Source organism: Streptomyces sp. NBC_01003, assembly GCF_045162695.1.
Taxonomy (GTDB): Bacteria; Actinomycetota; Actinomycetes; order Streptomycetales; family Streptomycetaceae; genus Streptomyces.
This window is the reverse complement of record NZ_CP108707.1, coordinates 3,331,705-3,348,639: the sequence shown is the minus strand read 5'-3', so window position 1 is coordinate 3,348,639 and position 16,935 is coordinate 3,331,705. Positions and strand designations below refer to the sequence as shown.

Below are 16,935 nucleotides of genomic sequence, written 5' to 3'. Positions count from 1 at the left end.
ATCGAGGCACTTCGGGGCGTTTTAGCCCGGTATAGGGAGGCGGCATGACAGAGACGACGAGTGGCCCGGCACGAGGTTCCCGCGCCAAGGGAGCCAAGGCCAACAAGGGGCTGCGTATCGAGCGCATCCACACGACTCCCGGCGTGCATCCGTACGACGAGGTGGAGTGGGAGCGCCGTGACGTCGTCATGACCAATTGGCGCGACGGCTCGATCAACTTCGAGCAGCGTGGCGTCGAGTTCCCCGGCTTCTGGTCGGTGAACGCGGTCAACATCGTCACCAGCAAGTACTTCCGCGGCGCGGTCGGCACCCCGCAGCGCGAGGTGAGCCTCAGGCAGCTCATCGACCGGATCGTGAAGACGTACCGGAAGGCCGGAGAGGACTACAACTACTTCTCCTCGCCCGCCGACGCCGAGATCTTTGAGCACGAGCTGGCGTACGCCCTCCTGCACCAGATCTTCAGCTTCAACTCTCCGGTGTGGTTCAACGTCGGTACGCCGCAGCCCCAGCAGGTCTCCGCCTGCTTCATCCTTGCCGTCGACGACTCCATGGAGTCGATCCTCGACTGGTACAAGGAAGAGGGCATGATCTTCAAGGGCGGCTCCGGCGCCGGCCTGAACCTCTCGCGGATCCGTTCCTCCAAGGAGCTGCTGTCCTCGGGCGGCAATGCCTCCGGTCCTGTCTCCTTCATGCGCGGTGCCGACGCCTCCGCAGGAACGATCAAGTCGGGTGGCGCCACGCGCCGCGCGGCCAAGATGGTCATCCTCGACGTCGACCACCCCGACATCGAGAACTTCATCGAGACCAAGGTGAAGGAAGAGGAGAAGATCCGCGCGCTGCGTGACGCGGGCTTCGACATGGACCTGGGCGGAGACGACATCACGTCCGTCCAGTACCAGAACGCCAACAACTCGGTCCGCGTGAACGACGAGTTCATGAAGGCCGTGGAGACCGGCGGCAAGTTCGGTCTGCGCGCCCGGATGACCGGTGACGTCATCGAGGAGGTCGACGCCAAGTCGCTCTTCCGCAAGATGGCCGAGGCCGCGTGGGCGTGTGCCGACCCCGGTATCCAGTACGACGACACCATCAACCAGTGGCACACCTGCCCGGAGTCCGGCCGGATCAACGGCTCGAACCCGTGCAGCGAGTACATGCACCTGGACAACACGTCCTGCAACCTCGCGTCGCTGAACCTGATGAAGTTCCTGAAGGACGACAGCAAGGGCCACCAGTCCTTCGACGTCGAGCGCTTCTCCAAGGTCGTCGAGCTGGTCATCACCGCGATGGACATCTCGATCTGCTTCGCGGACTTCCCGACGCAGAAGATCGGCGAGAACACCCGCGCCTTCCGCCAGCTGGGCATCGGCTACGCCAACCTCGGCGCCCTGCTGATGGCCACGGGTCACGCGTACGACTCCGAGGGCGGCCGCGCCCTGGCCGGTTCCATCACGTCGCTGATGACCGGTACCTCGTACAAGCGTTCCGCCGAGCTCGCCGCGGTCGTCGGCCCGTACGACGGCTACGCCCGTAACGCCGCGCCGCACCAGCGGGTCATGAAGCAGCACGCCGACGCGAACACCAAGGCCGTCCGCATGGACGACCTGGACACGCCGATCTGGGCCGCCGCCACGGAGGCCTGGCAGGACGTCGTCCGCCTTGGCGAGAAGAACGGTTTCCGCAACTCGCAGGCCTCGGTCATCGCCCCGACCGGCACCATCGGTCTCGCGATGTCCTGCGACACCACCGGCCTTGAGCCCGACCTCGCCCTGGTCAAGTTCAAGAAGCTCGTCGGCGGCGGCTCGATGCAGATCGTCAACGGCACCGTCCCGCAGGCCCTGCGCCGCCTGGGTTACCAGGAGGAGCAGATCGAGGCGATCGTCGCCCACATCGCCGACAACGGCAATGTGATCGACGCCCCCGGCCTGAAGACCGAGCACTACGAGGTCTTCGACTGCGCGATGGGCGAGCGCTCCATCTCCGCGATGGGCCACGTCCGCATGATGGCCGCCATCCAGCCCTGGATCTCCGGCGCGCTGTCCAAGACGGTCAACCTGCCCGAGACCGCGTCGGTCGAGGACGTCGAAGAGGTCTACTTCGAGGCGTGGAAGATGGGCGTCAAGGCGCTCGCCATCTACCGCGACAACTGCAAGGTCGGCCAGCCCCTCTCCGCCAAGACCAAGGAGAAGGAGAAGGAGGCGGTCACCGCCAAGGCCGAGGAGACCATCCGTACCGCGGTCGAGAAGGTCGTCGAGTACCGTCCGGTCCGCAAGCGTCTGCCCAAGGGCCGCCCGGGGATCACCACCTCCTTCACCGTCGGTGGCGCCGAGGGCTACATGACCGCCAACTCCTACCCGGACGACGGTCTCGGCGAGGTCTTCCTGAAGATGTCGAAGCAGGGCTCCACCCTCGCCGGCATGATGGACGCTTTCTCGATCGCTGTCTCCGTCGGTCTGCAGTACGGCGTCCCGCTCGAGACGTACGTCTCGAAGTTCACGAACATGCGCTTCGAGCCGGCCGGCATGACGGACGACCCGGACGTGCGGATGGCGCAGTCGATCGTCGACTACATCTTCCGCCGCCTGGCGCTCGACTTCCTGCCCTTCGAGACGCGCTCCGCGCTCGGCATCCACTCGGCCGAGGAGCGTCAGCGTCACCTGGAGACGGGCTCGTACGAGCAGTCCATCGACGATGTCGAGGTCGACGTCGAGGGTCTGGCTCAGTCCGCCCCGCGGCAGACCGAGTCCCTGAAGGCCGTCGTCGAGGCCCCCAAGGCCGAGGCCGTCGCCGCGGCGCCCGCTCCGCAGCAGGCGCACACCAGCGCCGAGCTCGTGGAGATGCAGCTGGGCATCCAGGCGGACGCCCCGCTGTGCTTCTCCTGCGGCACGAAGATGCAGCGCGCCGGTTCCTGCTACATCTGCGAGGGCTGCGGCTCGACCAGCGGTTGCAGCTGATCCGCTGACGCAGTGAGGTGAGGGGCGGCGGGCCACCAGGCCCGCCGCCCCTCACCCGTTCCGCGTCCCCGGAGCGCTCAGTGCGCGCCGCCCATCGCGGCGGCGAACGACGTCGGGTCGCTGTCGTAGCCCTGGAGCACCTCGCGGAAGGCCCACTCTCCGGAGTCGTCCCTCGCGAATTCGGCGATCACGGCCGCCGTGGAATCGGCCACTTCGGAGAAGTCGTTCTGCGCGAGGCCGGTGTACCCCTCGCGAATACGGACCGCCGTGTTCGCCACCGCTCCGAACACCGTTGCCCGCTCTCCCTGTTGTATGGCGATACCGACGACCACGCGCGCGTAGGAGGGCGACAGGCGCTCCAGCTCCAGTGTCATGACTTCGTCGAATCCGAAGCCCTGGCCCGTCGTGCTGTCCCGGTTGAGGGTGATGGTCCCGTCGGGGGAGCGGCTGTCGAAGTGCACTACGTAGGCCGGCGCTCCGCCCGGATCGTCGGATGTGTAGGTCGCCGCGATGATGTCGAGATCATGGGGCGGCTGGCCGATCGGACTCGGGTCCCATTTCAGCGCGACCTCGACCTTCTTGAGTCCTTTCTTGAAGCTGCTCACCGAACTCCCCCTTCTCGGCTGCTGGTTACGGCTGTTCATCACTGACTGCTCATGACTGCTACGGACACGCTACGTCCTACGATTGTGACCATGAACTGGAACGGGGAAGACCTCGATCTCGACGCCTACTTGGCGCGAATCGGCTTCACGGGGCAGGTCAAACCGGATCTGGACACGCTGCGCGCGCTGCACCGGGCGCATATCGCGGCGATCCCGTTCGAGAACCTGGAGATCATGCTCGGGCGGCCGGTGGACCTGGGCCTCGCCGCCTTGCAGGCGAAGCTTGTGCGGCAGCGCCGCGGCGGCTACTGCTACGAGCAGAACCTGGTCTTCGCGGCGGTCCTGGAGCGAATCGGCTACTCCGTGAGGGGACTTGGGGCCCGCGTCCGGGTGGGCGCCACGGCGCTTCGCGCGGTCACTCACATGCTGACCCGCGTCACCGTGGAGGACGGGCAGGAGTGGCTGTGCGACGTGGGCTTCGGCGCCCAGGGCCTGCGCGAACCGATCCCCCTGCGGGACGGGATCGAGGTGCGTCAGGGACCGTGGACCTTCGGCCTCATGTCGGAGAACCCCGGCGTTCTGGTCCTGTGCGGCTTGCGTCCCGGCGGCTGGGAGGAGATATACGCCTTCACCCTGGAGGAGCGCCATCCCGTCGACTACGTGGTGATGAACCACTACACGTCGACGCATCCGCGGTCCGCCTTCACTCATCGCCCCGTCGTCCAGCGTGCCGCCGTCGACAGCCAGCGCTCCCTCATCGACATGCGGATGTCGGTCGAGCTGCCGGACGGCACCCGGGACGAACGGGACGTACAGGAAGGCGAGTTGACAGACCTTCTCGCCCGTGAGTTCGGGATCGAACTGAGTGACGAGGACGCGGCACGACTGGCCAGGATGCGCGACGCCGGAGCGTGACCGAACCCACGTCGTGGGCCGTACGATGGCGCGGTGCTGGTCAAGTGGATTCGCTGCACCGTGACCGATCGACGCGGGTTCGAGCGGGGGCAGCGAAAGTGGGCGGGGCTTCTGGGGGAGCCGGGATTCCGGGGACAGGGCGGGGGCTGGAGCAGAAATCGGCCGGGGGTGGCTCATGTCCTCGGCTTCTGGGAGAGCCGTGCCTTCTACGACTCCTTCATGGCGCGCTCGCACGACCGGCTCGCGGCCGCTCAGTCGGGCACGTACAAAGACATTCAAGTGAAGCTCTTCGACCACCGGTTCGATGTGAAGACGGGCTTCGAGCCGCGCTTCACGGATGCGGACACGGTGCGCCTCGCGCACTGCCGGGTGCACGCGGACCGCGAGGAACACTTCGCGCTCATGCAGGAGAAGGTCTGGAACCCCGCGATGGCAGGCTCCCCGGGGATGGTGCGCGGACTGTTCGGTGAGGCGCCGGGCAACGAGTTCCTGATCCTGTCGATGTGGCACTCCGTGGCCGAGCACGGCAAATACCAGGCCGAACGCGTGGAGCGGCTCTCGACCCGCGCCCAGACGGAGACCGACATCGCCGGGATCACAGGCGACATCGTCCAGCTCGAACCCTCCTGGACGGTCTGATCCGGATCGGCCACAGCAGCGACCGCGGTGTGACATACGCCGGATGGAGCCCGTACGGGTGCTCGAACCGGGCCCTTCCGATCTAGGGTTTCCGCATGGCACGACCGCGGCGCATTGTCCTTGTCCGGCACGGCGAGTCGGAGGGCAACGCCGACGACACCGTCTACGAACGCGAGCCCGACCACAGCCTGGCCCTCACCGAGACCGGGCACCGGCAGGCGGACGAGACAGGGAAGTACCTGCGGGAGCTGTTCGGCCGTGAGCAGGTGAGCGTGTACGTGTCGCCCTACCGCCGTACGCACCAGACGTTCCGCGCCTTCCGGCTCGACCCCGAACTCGTACGGGTGCGCGAGGAACCGCGGCTGCGGGAGCAGGACTGGGGAAACTGGCAGGACCGGGACGACGTACGCCTCCAGAAGGCGTACCGCGACGCGTACGGCCACTTCTTCTACCGCTTCGCCCAGGGCGAGTCCGGGGCTGACGTGTACGACCGTGTGGGTGCTTTTCTGGAGAGTCTGTACCGGAGCTTCGAGGCGCACGACCACCCCTCGAATGTCCTCCTCGTCACCCACGGGCTCACCATGCGGCTGTTCTGCATGCGCTGGTTCCACTGGACCGTCGCCGACTTCGAATGTCTGTCGAATCCCAGGAACGGTGAGACGCGGGCACTCGTTCTCGGGAAGGACGGCAAATACACCTTGGACCGGCCGTTCGAACGATGGCGTGACCCGGAGCCGTACGGAGTCACCGGTTAGAGTGGCAGGGCGATGACCGCTGACTCCTCTCCTCATGTGCGGCTTGACCGCGCCCTGTCCAGCCTGCGCGGCCTGGCGGTGGGGGATGCGCTGGGCTCCCAGTTCTTCGTGCCCGCCAACCATCCGCTGCTCAAGCGCCGCGACCTGCCCGACGGCATCTGGCAGTGGACCGACGACACCGAAATGGCGTGTTCCGTAGTGGCGGTCCTGGCCGCCGAGAACCGGATCGAGCAGGACGCGCTCGCCCGGTCCTTCGCGGAGCACCACGACTTCGACCGCGGCTACGGTCCCGCGGTGAACCGGCTGCTCCGGCAGATCCGCGAGGGCGGCGACTGGCGTTCCCTGTCCTCCGCGCTCTTCAAGGGCCAGGGCTCCTGGGGCAACGGCGCGGCGATGCGGATCGCGCCGCTCGGGGCCTGGTACGCGGACGATCCGGAGCAGGCCACGCATCAGGCCGAGATCTCCGCCTATCCGACGCATCAGCACCGGGAGGCCGTGGTCGGGGCCATGGCCGTGGCCGCAGCTGCCGCGATCGTGGCCGATCCGGCAGGACCGCCGACGCCGCAGGCACTCCTCGACGGAGTGATCGCGCTCGTGCCGCGCAGTGCGGTGGGCGCGGGGCTCCGGCGGGCCAGGGACATGCTCGACTACGGCGACCCGGGGACGGTGGCCGCGGTCCTCGGCTGCGGCCGACGCACCACGGCGCACGACACCGTGCCGTTCGCCCTGTGGTCGGCGGCGCGCGGGCTCGGCGACTTCGAGCGCGCGTTCTGGGAGACGGCCCAGGTGGGCGGCGACATGGACACGACGTGCGCGATCGTGGGCGGAGTGGTCGCTTCAGGCTCGGGTGGCGCTCCGGCGGACCTGTGGCTGCGGCGGACCGAGCCCCTGCCGGAGTGGGCGCCCGGACTGCCGGTCTGACCTGTGGACCTCACGCCTCACTCGGTGTGACGGATGCACCCGTAGGGCTCTGCTGGTGAACGCATCGGCTTGGGTGTGATGGATGCCGGGCCGCCTTCGTCGAGCCGGATGGCCCGGCATCCACCTCCCCCGGTGGGCGGCTCCCCCAGTCAGCCGCCCGCCGGCCCGGCCGCACCCGCGGTACCCGCGAGCGCTTCCAGGTCGCTCTTGCGCACCCGGATCACCACAGTGGCGACGATCAGGGCGAGCAGCGCCATCGCCGCGGCCGGAATGAACGCGGTCGAGATGCCCTCAGCCAGGACCTGGTGCCCCCAGGGAGCCGGGAGCTGATGGGTCTTGGCGAACTCCGCCTTCTGCTCGGGCGTGGCCTGCGCCATGAAGGAGGGGATCTGGTCCTTGGCCTCGTTCCTGCTGGCCGTACCGAAGACGGTCGTCAGGATGGAGAGGCCGAGTGAACCTCCCACCTGCTGCATCGCGTTGAGCAGCCCGGACGCCGCGCCCGCCTCGTGCTGTGCGACTCCGGAGACGGCGGTCAGGGTGAGCGTCACGAAGTTGAGCCCCATCCCGATGCCGAACAGCAGCATCGGGCCGAGCACCCCACTCACGTACGAGCTGTCGGGGGAGATGAACGTCTGCCAGCCGAGGCCGAGCAGGACGAACGTCGCGCCGGTCATCATGAACGGCTTGGGGCCGAGGACCGGAAGCAGCCGCTGCGACAGGCCCGCGCCGACGATGATCGCGGCCGTCACGGGCAGGAAGGCGAGGCCCGCCTCGATCGGCGTGTAGTTGAGGACGTTCTGTGCGAACAGGACAATGAAGAAGAACATGCCGAACATCGCCGCGGCCAGGCTCAGCATGATCACGTACGTGCCGGAGCGGTTGCGGTCGGCGAACATCCGCAGCGGAGTGATCGGTTCCTTCGCCCGGCTCTCGATGAACACGAAGGCGAGCAGCAGCACCACGGCGGCGACGAACGATCCCATGCTGATGCTGTCCCGCCAGCCCTCCTCCGACGCCCGGATGAAGCCGTACACGAGCGAGGCCATGCCCGCCGTGGAGGTGAGCGCGCCCGCGATGTCGAAGCGTCCCGGGTGGCGTTCGGACTCGTTGATGTACATCGGCGTCAGTACCGCGATGAGGATGCCGATGGGCACGTTCACGAACAGCACCCAGCGCCAGTCGAGCCACTCCGTGAGCATGCCGCCGGCGAGGAGACCGACGGCGCCGCCGCCCGCGGAGACGGCCGCGAAGACGCCGAACGCGCGGTTCCGCTCCGGGCCTTCGGGGAACGTCGTGGTGATGAGGGCGAGCGAGGTGGGCGACGCGATCGCGCCACCGACGCCCTGCAGGGCCCGGGCCGCCAGCAACTGCCAGGGTTCCTGGGCGAGTCCGCCGAGCAGGGAGGCGAGTGTGAAGAGCAGGATGCCGGACATGAAGACCCGGCGGCGACCGAGGATGTCTCCCGCACGGCCACCGAGAAGCAGCAGGCCGCCGAAGGTGAGCGTGTACGCGCTGACGACCCAAGTGAGGTCTGTCGTGGAGAACTTGAGCGCGCCCTGAATGTGCGGGAGCGCGATGTTCACAATCGTCGCGTCCAGTACCACCATGAGTTGGCAGGCCGCGATGACGGCGAGGGCTATGCCGGGGCGCCCCGCCCGTCGTGCCTGTCCCGGCTTCCCCGGCTTGTTCGGTTTCTGATCTTGAGTTAACTGAGAGGTTGACACTATGGATCCCCCACAAGTGCGTTAGTGAACGCAACCGTTCACTGTTGCCTCGAACGGTAGTGACTCCCCATCAGTGAACGCAACCGTTCACTGAAGAAGCTGCCTGGAACACCCGGTTCCCCAACGGAGAGAAGACGATGGATACTTCGCGCTGGACGGCCGCCCCCGCTCGGACGGCCACCCTGCGCCGGCGTGGCCCCGTGCTGGAGCGGGCCATCCTGGAAGCCGCGCTGGAGCAGCTCAGTACGGTCGGCTGGAACGCCCTCACGATGGAAGGCGTCGCCGCCGGAGCGCAGACGGGCAAGGCCGCCGTCTACCGCCGCTGGCCGTCCAAGGAGGAGCTCGTCGCCGACGCCCTCCAGGCGGCGCTGCCCAGGCTCGACGGAGCGCCGGACCGCGGCAGCGTCCGGGAGGACCTGATCGAGCTGTGCGGCCTGATGCGTGAGGCGATGTACTCGCGCCCCGGATTCGCTCTGCGTTCGGTTCTTCACGAATGCGACTCGGCGACGGCGCAGCGCCTCCATGGGGTGATCTTCGAGGGCGTCGTCCAGCCGAGCGTCGAGCTGATCAAAGAGGTCGTGAACCGCGGGATCGAGCGGGGAGAGGTTCGCCCCGGCGCCGCTGACGCGTACGTCTGCGATGTCATCCCTGCGATGATGATGTATCGCTCCAAGGTGTGCGCGAGCGAATGGGGAGAGCGTGATCTCACGGAGATGATCGATCAGGTGATGGTTCCGCTGCTGCGGCCGCGGGGGGCGTGACGCGGGGCGGCGTCGGCCGTGGATTTGACCCGGCGCCGGAGTGTGTGGCGGCATCGCGCCGCGTTGACGGAGAACGGGCCGGTCGTACCGGGGTGTCGCTGAGGGGGCGAGACGGCGTACGCTATCTGGCGCCATGCCGTACGAACCACCCACTCACAGCGTCGAGCGTTCACTGCGCGCCACCACCGGAGCCAAGATCGTCGCCGGTGTGGACGAGGTCGGTCGCGGTGCGTGGGCGGGACCGGTCACTGTGTGCGCCGCTGTCACCGGGCTGCGCCGACCGCCCGAAGGTCTCACCGACTCCAAGCTGATCAGCCCGAAGCGGCGCGAAGTGCTCGCCGAGACGCTGGAGAGCTGGGTGACGGCACATGCTCTCGGGCACGCCTCCCACGAGGAGATCGACGAGCTGGGGATGACGGCCGCTCTGCGGCTCGCCGCGGTGCGCGCCCTCGAGGCCCTTCCGGTCCGTCCGGACGCGGTCATCCTCGACGGCAAGCACGACTACCTCGGCGCTCCCTGGCAGGTCCGCACGGTGATCAAGGGTGACCGGTCCTGTGTGGCCGTCGCCGCGGCATCGGTGATCGCCAAGGTTCGGCGCGACAAAATGATGGCCGAACTGGGCATCGAACATGCAGACTTCGGTTTTGCGGCCAACGCCGGTTATCCGTCGCCGGTCCACAAAGCCGCGCTGGAGGTGTGGGGGCCCACCCCGTACCACCGGCTCACGTGGGCGTATCTTGATGCGCTGCCCCAGTGGCGGCACCTCAAGAAGGCCCGCGTCTGGGCGAACGGAAACGTTCCGGAGATCGAAGGCCAACTCGGTTTCGACTTCTGATCTTCCGTTCGCACTCATGTGCCACCCGCCGGGGCCACCCGCACCGGCGTTTGATAGATATCAGCTCATGCCTCTCCTTCCCGAGGAGCCTCAGATTCACGAGAGTGTCCAGGGTCCCCGCGCCACTTCGGCCCCCAGCGGCCGCAACGCGCCGACCCCCCGCCCTGTACCCGGCCCGCGTCCCGCGGCGCCGCCGCGACCCGGACGCCCGGGTCCCGCACGGCCGATGCCGCCCGCGCAGCGCACGTCGCGCGAGTCGGTGTCCGCCGCCAAGCCGGGGCCTTCGGCTCCGGCCGCCCCCGCGGCCGTGCCGACCGCGCCCGCTGCGGCGGACGCGAGCGCGCAGCCGCAGATCCAGCTGATCCCGGCTTCGGTCGAGGGCGCCCTGGACGCCGCGGAGGAAGCCGTCGACCTGCTCCTCGACTCGGGCCGTGCGCCCGGCGAGGTGCTGGTGATCACCACCGGTGACCCGCACCCGTGGGCCACGCACGAGCTGTCCTTCGGCGACACCGCCTACTGGGCGCAGCACGACGCGGGTGACGACGTTTTCTACGCCGACGCCGGTGCCGCTGAGCGTGCCGCCAAGCGGCCTGTGGTCGTCGTCGCGCTGAACGGCGGCGCCGATGAGGCGGCCGCCGCGGCAATGCCTCTCGCCCTCGGCCGGGCGGGCGCCCTGCTGATCGTGTGTGGCGACCCGCAGCGGATCAACTCCCTGCTGGGCGCCGGAGTCTGACACGCCGCACGCCGGCTGCCCGGACCGCTCGACGGTTCCGCGGGCGGCCGGCGGCGTCGTGTGACTGCGGACCGCGTCGCGACGGGCTCGTTTTCAGCGGCAGCTCTCAGCGGGCGGCCGCGCGGCGCAGTACCTCCGACGCGGCTCCTCCTGTGCGCGGCAGGGGTGGCTCGACGCCGCCCTCGAACGCTTCGGGCGCCGACCCAAGGCTCGGCCGCCGGCCGGCACGTCCCTCGCCGAGTACCTGCCAGCCGTCCCGCGTCATGGTGATGTACGCCCCGCAGCGCAGCCCATGAAGTGTGCAGGCATCCCGCAGCCCCCACATCCACGCACCGTCCTCCTCCGTCCAATGCGCGTCGCCCTCACGGCAGTAGAGCAGTACGGCAGTACGCACCGGTGTACGGCGTCGGAGGTCGTGCGGGATGACCCGGCGCAGGTGCGTGAGCAGCGCGTTGCGGAACACCCAGCCGTCCGCCGCGCTCGCGCGCCGGGTGAACGACGCGCTGGCACTGAGCCGCTCCTCCGTGTCAAGAACGGCCACGACGGCCGTCTGAGGGTTGGGGCGGTGCCGGGCGTGCAGGCCGCTGACGACCTCGCGCGGATTGCGCAGCAAGGGGATCCCCGCCGCGGCCCATTCCGCGGGTTCGAGCACCCTGGCGAGTTGATTGGCGGAGTCGGCGGACATGTCGGCACGCGTCGATGACGTCGACAATGATGTCGCCGAGGACGGAGCGAATCCGAAGGTCACGGTCCTCCCTTCGGCTACGCGCCCACACTGCGGGCGGGGTCGGACTGCGGGAGCGCACCGCGGCACAGCCCTACCGGACCACGATCGAGCCGCGCGGGAGCGATTCCAATTCTTCCCTTCGCACTGGCTTGCGGCAACGAGCAATCGGGGCCGGGGGCCGGTATCTGGGGAAGCGTCGGCTATATCCCTGCCCACCGCCGTCACCCGTGACGCCAGGATCACGTTTTTACGGCTTCGACCGGACGCCAGGATCACGTCGTTACCGCCACGACCAGCGGTAACACCCCCTGACCTCGGTGACCCGGGCGCCCCGAGAATTGGATCTGGAGGGGCTCGGATCCAGAGGGGCTCGGCATCTGGCGGGACACCCTCCAGGCGGCCGGATGGAAGGGACCGGCGGTGATCATCGCGGCGGCGGATTGGGCCGTTGTCAGTGGTGTGGGGTTGCATGGGGGGATGAGTAACCAGGAGCTGCGTGCCGAAGCCGACGCCATCCTCGCTGAGCTGGTCGGCGATCCGGGGGGTTCGGCGCGCCTTCGGGAGGATCAGTGGCAGGCGGTGGCAGCCCTGGTCGAGGAGCGTCGGCGTGCCCTTGTGGTGCAGCGCACCGGCTGGGGCAAGTCGGCGGTGTACTTCGTGGCCACGGCCCTGCTGCGGCGGCGTGGCTCCGGTCCCACGGTGATCATCTCGCCGTTGCTGGCGCTGATGCGTAACCAGGTCGAGTCGGCGGCGCGGGCCGGTATCCAGGCGCGCACGATCAACTCGGCCAACCCGGAGGAGTGGGACACGATCTATGAGGAGGTCGAGCGTGGCGAGACCGACGTTCTTCTCGTGAGTCCGGAACGCCTCAATTCGGTGGATTTCCGCGACCAGGTCCTGCCCAAGCTCGCGGCCACGACCGGTCTGCTCGTGGTCGACGAGGCGCACTGCATCTCCGACTGGGGCCATGATTTCCGGCCGGACTACCGCCGGCTGCGGGCGATGCTGGCCGAGCTTCCCGCCGGTGTTCCGGTGCTGGCCACCACCGCTACGGCGAACGCGCGGGTCACGGCGGATGTCGCCGATCAGCTGGGTACGGGAGCCGGCGAGGCACTGGTGCTCCGCGGCCCGCTGGATCGGGAGAGTCTGCGCCTGGGCGTGGTCCAGTTGCCGGATGCCGCACACCGCCTGGGCTGGCTTGCCGAACACCTGGATGAGCTTCAGGGCTCCGGCATCATCTACACGCTGACGGTGGCCGCGGCCGAGGAGGCCACCGCCTTCCTGCGCCAGCGCGGCTTCAACGTGGCGTCGTACACGGGCAAGACGGAGAACGCCGACCGGCTCCAGGCCGAGATCGATCTCCAGGAGAACCGCGTGAAGGCGCTGGTCGCCACCTCCGCGCTGGGGATGGGCTTCGACAAGCCGGACCTGGGATTCGTGATCCATCTCGGCTCGCCGTCCTCGCCGATCGCCTACTACCAGCAGGTGGGGCGTGCGGGCCGCGGTGTGGCCCACGCCGATGTGCTGCTGCTGCCGGGCAAGGAGGACGAGGCCATCTGGCGTTACTTCGCCGATACGGCCTTCCCGCCCGAGGCGCAGGTCCGCCAGACCCTCTCGGCTCTCGCGGGTGCGGGACGGCCGCTGTCCGTGCCCGCCCTGGAGGCGGCGGTGGATCTTCGGCGCAGTCGACTCGAGTCGATGTTGAAGGTGCTGGACGTCGACGGCGCGGTCAAGCGGGTGAAGGGCGGCTGGACGGCCACGGGAGCCGACTGGGTGTACGACTCCGAGCGCTACGCGTGGGTGGCCAAGCAGCGGGCGACCGAGCAGCAGGCCATGCGTGATTACGCGAGCACGTCCCAGTGCCGGATGGAGTTCCTGCGCCAGCAACTGGACGACGAGGGTGCGGCTCCGTGTGGCCGTTGCGACAACTGTGCGGGGGCCTGGGCCGATTCCTCGGTTTCGGCGGAGATGCTGACGGGGGCTGCCAGGGAACTGGACCGCCCGGGGGTGGAGGTCGAGCCGCGCCGCATGTGGCCGACGGGGATGCCCGCGCTGGGCATTGACCTCAAGGGGCGCATCCCGGCCAAGGAACAGTGCTCCACCGGGCGCGCCCTGGGGCGGCTCTCGGACATCGGCTGGGGCAACCGACTGCGCCCGCTGCTGGCCGAGAACGCGCCCGACGGGCCCGTCCCCGACGACGTCCTGAAGGCCGCGGTAGCCGTCATCGCCGACTGGGCGCGCTCGCCCGGGGGGTGGGCGCCGAGTGTTCCGGACGCCTCTGCCCGGCCGGTGGGAGTCGTCGCGGTGCCGTCCCTGACCCGGCCGCAACTGGTCGGTTCCCTCGCCCAGGGAATCGCGACCATCGGCCGCCTCCCCTTCCTGGGCACGCTTGCGTATACGGGGCCGGGGGACGTACACGCGGCACGCCGCAGCAACTCCGCCCAGCGGCTCAGGACACTGTCCGGCACTTTCACCGTTCCTGACGATCTGGCCGCGGCCCTGGCCGGCGCTCCGGGTCCCGTCCTGCTCGTGGACGACTACACGGACTCCGGCTGGACCCTCGCGGTCGCCGCGCGGCTGCTCCGGCAGGCGGGAAGCGAGCAGGTTCTGCCGTTGGTACTGGCTGCGGCGGGCTGAGTCATTGGGTGCTCAGGGCTGAGGCGCTGAGCTGAGCCACTGACCGGAGCCGTAGAAGGGGACGTGCGAGCCCGAAGTATGGGCGGGCGCGTCCCTTTCCGTTTCCGTGTCCGTTTCGGCTTCTGCTCCTGTCGGCGTGTGCGGCTTGAGGCCCGCGCCGTTGACGGGTTCTGCGACTTTCAGGTTCACCGCCGCGGACGCGCAGATCGACGAGACCGCCCCCGTTGTCACTCGCGAGGACATCGTGATCCATGCGCCGCTGCGCACGATCTGGAAGGTGCAGACGGACGTCGAGAACCGGCCGTCGTGGCAGCCCGACGTCACCACGGTCACGAAGGACACGCCGGGCCGGCTGCGGCCGGGCTCGGTGTTCCGCTGGGAGACCCAGAGGCTGGGCATCACCTCCACCGTCAAGCAGGTCGTGCCCGGCAAGCGGCTGGCTTGGGGAGGTCCCGCGCAGGGCATCACCGCCGTCCACGTGTGGACGTTCACGCCCACCAAGAACGGCGTGCTCGTCCACACCGAGGGGTCCTGGACCGGCGCACCGGTCGATACCGACACCGCCAACCTGCAGGCCGCCCTCGATGCCTCGCTCCAAGCCTGGGTCAACAACCTCAAGCACGGGAGCGAGAGCCACTCCTGATCGCGGTGCGTGCGCCGCGTGCCCGAAGTTCCCTTCCACATACGGCCACTGAGCTGACGTCAGCAAGTGAACGACATGGCTGGGAGAAGCATGGCCTGATGGGTCGGCTTCGCGCGAGTGGCCCTGCCGGCCTGTGGACAACTCCTGTCGTGTCCCTGATCCGGGTTATCCACAGGTCAAAACGGAATCTCGAGATTCGCGGCATGGTCGTCGCATGACGAATCACAGCGAAGCAGCCGGCGCACCCGGCACGGAACAGGTCACCCTGCGCAACCCGTCCGAACTGGCCGAAGCGCTCCCGTACTTGCTCGGGTTCAAGCCCGAGGACAGCATCGTGCTTGTCGCCCTGCACCGCGGACGCTTCGGCGGACGCGTGCGACTCGGGATCCCCGAGCGCCCCGGCGACTGGCCGTCCGTCGCGGACGAGATGGCCAAGTGCCTGATCAGTGGCTGCAAGAGGAAGGACGGAACGCCGGACGGCATCGTCGCGTTCCTGTGCCGGGATCCGAAGACCACCGAGACCGGTCGGCAGATCATGGAGCGCCTGCACCCACTGGCGCAGATGCTGCGCCTGGCTTGCGGCCGCCTCGACGTGCCCGTGGTCGAGACCCTCTGCATCGCCGACGATCACTTCTGGTCGTACAGCTGCCCGGTCGCGGAGTGCTGCCCGCCGGACGGCACACCGCTGGCCGCGTCCGGTACGTCCGTCACGGCGGCCGCGATGACCTACGCGGGCATCCAAGTGCGGCGCCCGCTGAGGGAGATGAGGGCCAGGCTCGCGCCGTGGCAGACGGCGGCCGTGCCGGAGCAGGAGCGTGCGCTGGATGCCGCGGCCATGACTCTGGTCCCCAGGATTCTCGCCGGAGTCCCGCGCGTTGAGGTCGCGGACGAGACGCTCGATCTCGCACGGCGGGTCTGGAGCCGTTTCGGGCACCTGCCGACCGGCGGCGACACACTCGAAGCTGATCTCAAGGACGACGAGCAGCTCGCGCATGACGAAGCGGCGAGGCTGATCCTCGGCCTCCAGGACCGGCTGACCCGGGATCACGCCGCCGAGTGGATGGAGGGCGACGAGGCACCGCTTGTTCTGCGTCTGTGGCGAGCCCTGGCCCGCCGCTGCGTGGGCCCGTACGGCGAACACGCGGCGGCGCCGCTGACGCTCGCCGGCTGGGTCGCGTGGTCGCTGGGCGACCGAGTGGAGGCAGGCGAGGCATTGGACATGGCGCTGGCGGCGGATCCCCGGTACGTCTTCGCCCGGCTCCTCATGGAGGCGTGCAGCGCGGACCTGGATCCGGAGCCGGTGCGGCGAAGCCTGCGCAAGACCCGGGACGAGCGGAACGTGACGCCGTCCGGGGCGGGTTCTGAGGAGGACTCTGACGGAGCCGGGGCAGGAGTAGCGGTAGGCGCGGGGCCCGTTGCCGGCGTCAATGTCGAAGGCGCCGCTGGCCGTAAGGGCGCGGGATCCCCTGTGCGGCCAAGTGCCGAGGACTCGCGGGAACCGGCCGAGGATCGAGTGACGCGGGCTCTGGAAGCGTCCCTGCGCCGGCGCGGATCGCGACGTGCAGGCCCGGGTAAGGGACCCGCCCAGGCTGGGGCGCGTGCGCCGAGGCGACCGCAGGGACGTCGCCGAGTGGGGCGGCAGGGGACGAGGCGGGACGGATGAGTACCGGATCGTGGCGCAGGTTCCGCATGCCCGCCTTTGTAGCGGCGCGGGCACCGGCCGGCGTGGGGGAGTTGGGGAGGGGAATGGGGCGTCGGCTGCTCGGCTTCCTTTGCCGCGGGCGTGACTTGGGGTGGGGCAGGCCCGTTCACCACTGTGGCACAGCCCGTGATCGGGCTGCGCCGTTGTCCCCCCGCCGACCCTTCGGAGCGCCATCGGCGCCTCGCGCGCGCCCAGCGCGGAAGGAGCCACCCCATGCTGCCCCCCGCGTCGTCGACCGTGTCCGCCGTATCGACTTGCGCCGTGCCGGTGCTGCTCGCCCTGGAGGAAGACGCTCCACCAGGTGCCGTCGGACCGCCCCGCGAGACCGGTACCGCTGGTTGTCCGGGGACGAGGCGGCGGTGATGCCTTCAGCTGCACGCGCGCCGG

The 16,935-nt window shown here is 69.1% G+C and carries 14 protein-coding genes; 11 read left to right on the top strand and 3 right to left on the bottom strand.

Going from position 1 to position 16,935, the window contains the following annotated elements:
- Positions 1–44 precede the first annotated feature (44 nt).
- Positions 45–2,951, top strand: coding sequence for a vitamin B12-dependent ribonucleotide reductase (locus OG698_RS15345; RefSeq protein WP_399981999.1), 2,907 nt, complete (start codon positions 45–47; stop codon positions 2,949–2,951).
- Between the two features lie 77 nt (positions 2,952–3,028).
- On the opposite strand, the gene OG698_RS15340 is transcribed toward OG698_RS15345, so the two are convergent.
- On the bottom strand, positions 3,029–3,556 hold the full coding sequence (locus tag OG698_RS15340) for a TerD family protein (protein WP_326773779.1): 528 nt from the start codon (positions 3,554–3,556) through the stop codon (positions 3,029–3,031).
- 90 nt (positions 3,557–3,646) lie between these two features.
- On the opposite strand from OG698_RS15340, the gene OG698_RS15335 reads away from it, so the two are divergent.
- The 4 genes from OG698_RS15335 to OG698_RS15320 all read left to right on the top strand — a co-directional run bounded on the left by OG698_RS15335 (position 3,647) and on the right by OG698_RS15320 (position 6,786).
- Positions 3,647–4,471, top strand: a complete 825-nt coding sequence (locus OG698_RS15335; protein WP_406103540.1) for an arylamine N-acetyltransferase — start codon at positions 3,647–3,649, stop codon at positions 4,469–4,471.
- Positions 4,472–4,504: 33 nt separating this feature from the next.
- A complete protein-coding gene (locus OG698_RS15330) occupies positions 4,505–5,110 on the top strand; it encodes a YdbC family protein (RefSeq protein WP_326773777.1) in 606 nt (201 codons plus the stop codon).
- 95 nt (positions 5,111–5,205) lie between these two features.
- Positions 5,206–5,865: a histidine phosphatase family protein gene (locus OG698_RS15325; protein WP_406103539.1), complete on the top strand. Its 660-nt coding sequence runs from the start codon at positions 5,206–5,208 to the stop codon at positions 5,863–5,865.
- 12 nt (positions 5,866–5,877) lie between these two features.
- Positions 5,878–6,786, top strand: coding sequence for an ADP-ribosylglycohydrolase family protein (locus OG698_RS15320; protein WP_406103538.1), 909 nt, complete (start codon positions 5,878–5,880; stop codon positions 6,784–6,786).
- A 149-nt stretch (positions 6,787–6,935) separates the two neighbouring features.
- Here the strand turns inward: OG698_RS15320 and OG698_RS15315 are convergent, their stop codons facing one another.
- On the bottom strand, positions 6,936–8,510 hold the full coding sequence (locus OG698_RS15315; RefSeq protein ID WP_399967210.1) for an MFS transporter: 1,575 nt from the start codon (positions 8,508–8,510) through the stop codon (positions 6,936–6,938).
- 137 nt (positions 8,511–8,647) lie between these two features.
- Here OG698_RS15315 and OG698_RS15310 point away from each other — a divergent pair, with 137 nt between their 5' ends.
- The 3 genes from OG698_RS15310 to OG698_RS15300 all read left to right on the top strand — a co-directional run bounded on the left by OG698_RS15310 (position 8,648) and on the right by OG698_RS15300 (position 10,839).
- Positions 8,648–9,271, top strand: a complete 624-nt coding sequence (locus tag OG698_RS15310) for a TetR/AcrR family transcriptional regulator (RefSeq protein WP_406103537.1) — start codon at positions 8,648–8,650, stop codon at positions 9,269–9,271.
- A gap of 133 nt (positions 9,272–9,404) precedes the next feature.
- Complete coding sequence (locus OG698_RS15305; protein ID WP_406103536.1) at positions 9,405–10,106, top strand: ribonuclease HII; 702 nt, start codon at positions 9,405–9,407, stop codon at positions 10,104–10,106.
- 67 nt (positions 10,107–10,173) lie between these two features.
- Positions 10,174–10,839 (top strand): hypothetical protein, encoded by a 666-nt coding sequence (locus tag OG698_RS15300; RefSeq protein WP_406103535.1) that lies wholly within the window; start codon positions 10,174–10,176, stop codon positions 10,837–10,839.
- 106 nt (positions 10,840–10,945) lie between these two features.
- Here OG698_RS15300 and OG698_RS15295 read toward each other — a convergent pair whose 3' ends face one another.
- Complete coding sequence (locus OG698_RS15295; RefSeq protein ID WP_406103534.1) at positions 10,946–11,587, bottom strand: hypothetical protein; 642 nt, start codon at positions 11,585–11,587, stop codon at positions 10,946–10,948.
- Between the two features lie 456 nt (positions 11,588–12,043).
- On the opposite strand from OG698_RS15295, the gene OG698_RS15290 reads away from it, so the two are divergent.
- From OG698_RS15290 to OG698_RS15280, 3 genes are all read left to right on the top strand, one after another.
- Positions 12,044–14,203 (top strand): RecQ family ATP-dependent DNA helicase, encoded by a 2,160-nt coding sequence (locus OG698_RS15290; protein ID WP_406103533.1) that lies wholly within the window; start codon positions 12,044–12,046, stop codon positions 14,201–14,203.
- A 160-nt stretch (positions 14,204–14,363) separates the two neighbouring features.
- Complete coding sequence (locus OG698_RS15285) at positions 14,364–14,846, top strand: SRPBCC family protein (RefSeq protein ID WP_406103532.1); 483 nt, start codon at positions 14,364–14,366, stop codon at positions 14,844–14,846.
- A 214-nt stretch (positions 14,847–15,060) separates the two neighbouring features.
- A complete protein-coding gene (locus OG698_RS15280; protein ID WP_406103531.1) occupies positions 15,061–16,509 on the top strand; it encodes a DUF4192 domain-containing protein in 1,449 nt (482 codons plus the stop codon).
- Positions 16,510–16,935 lie beyond the last annotated feature (426 nt).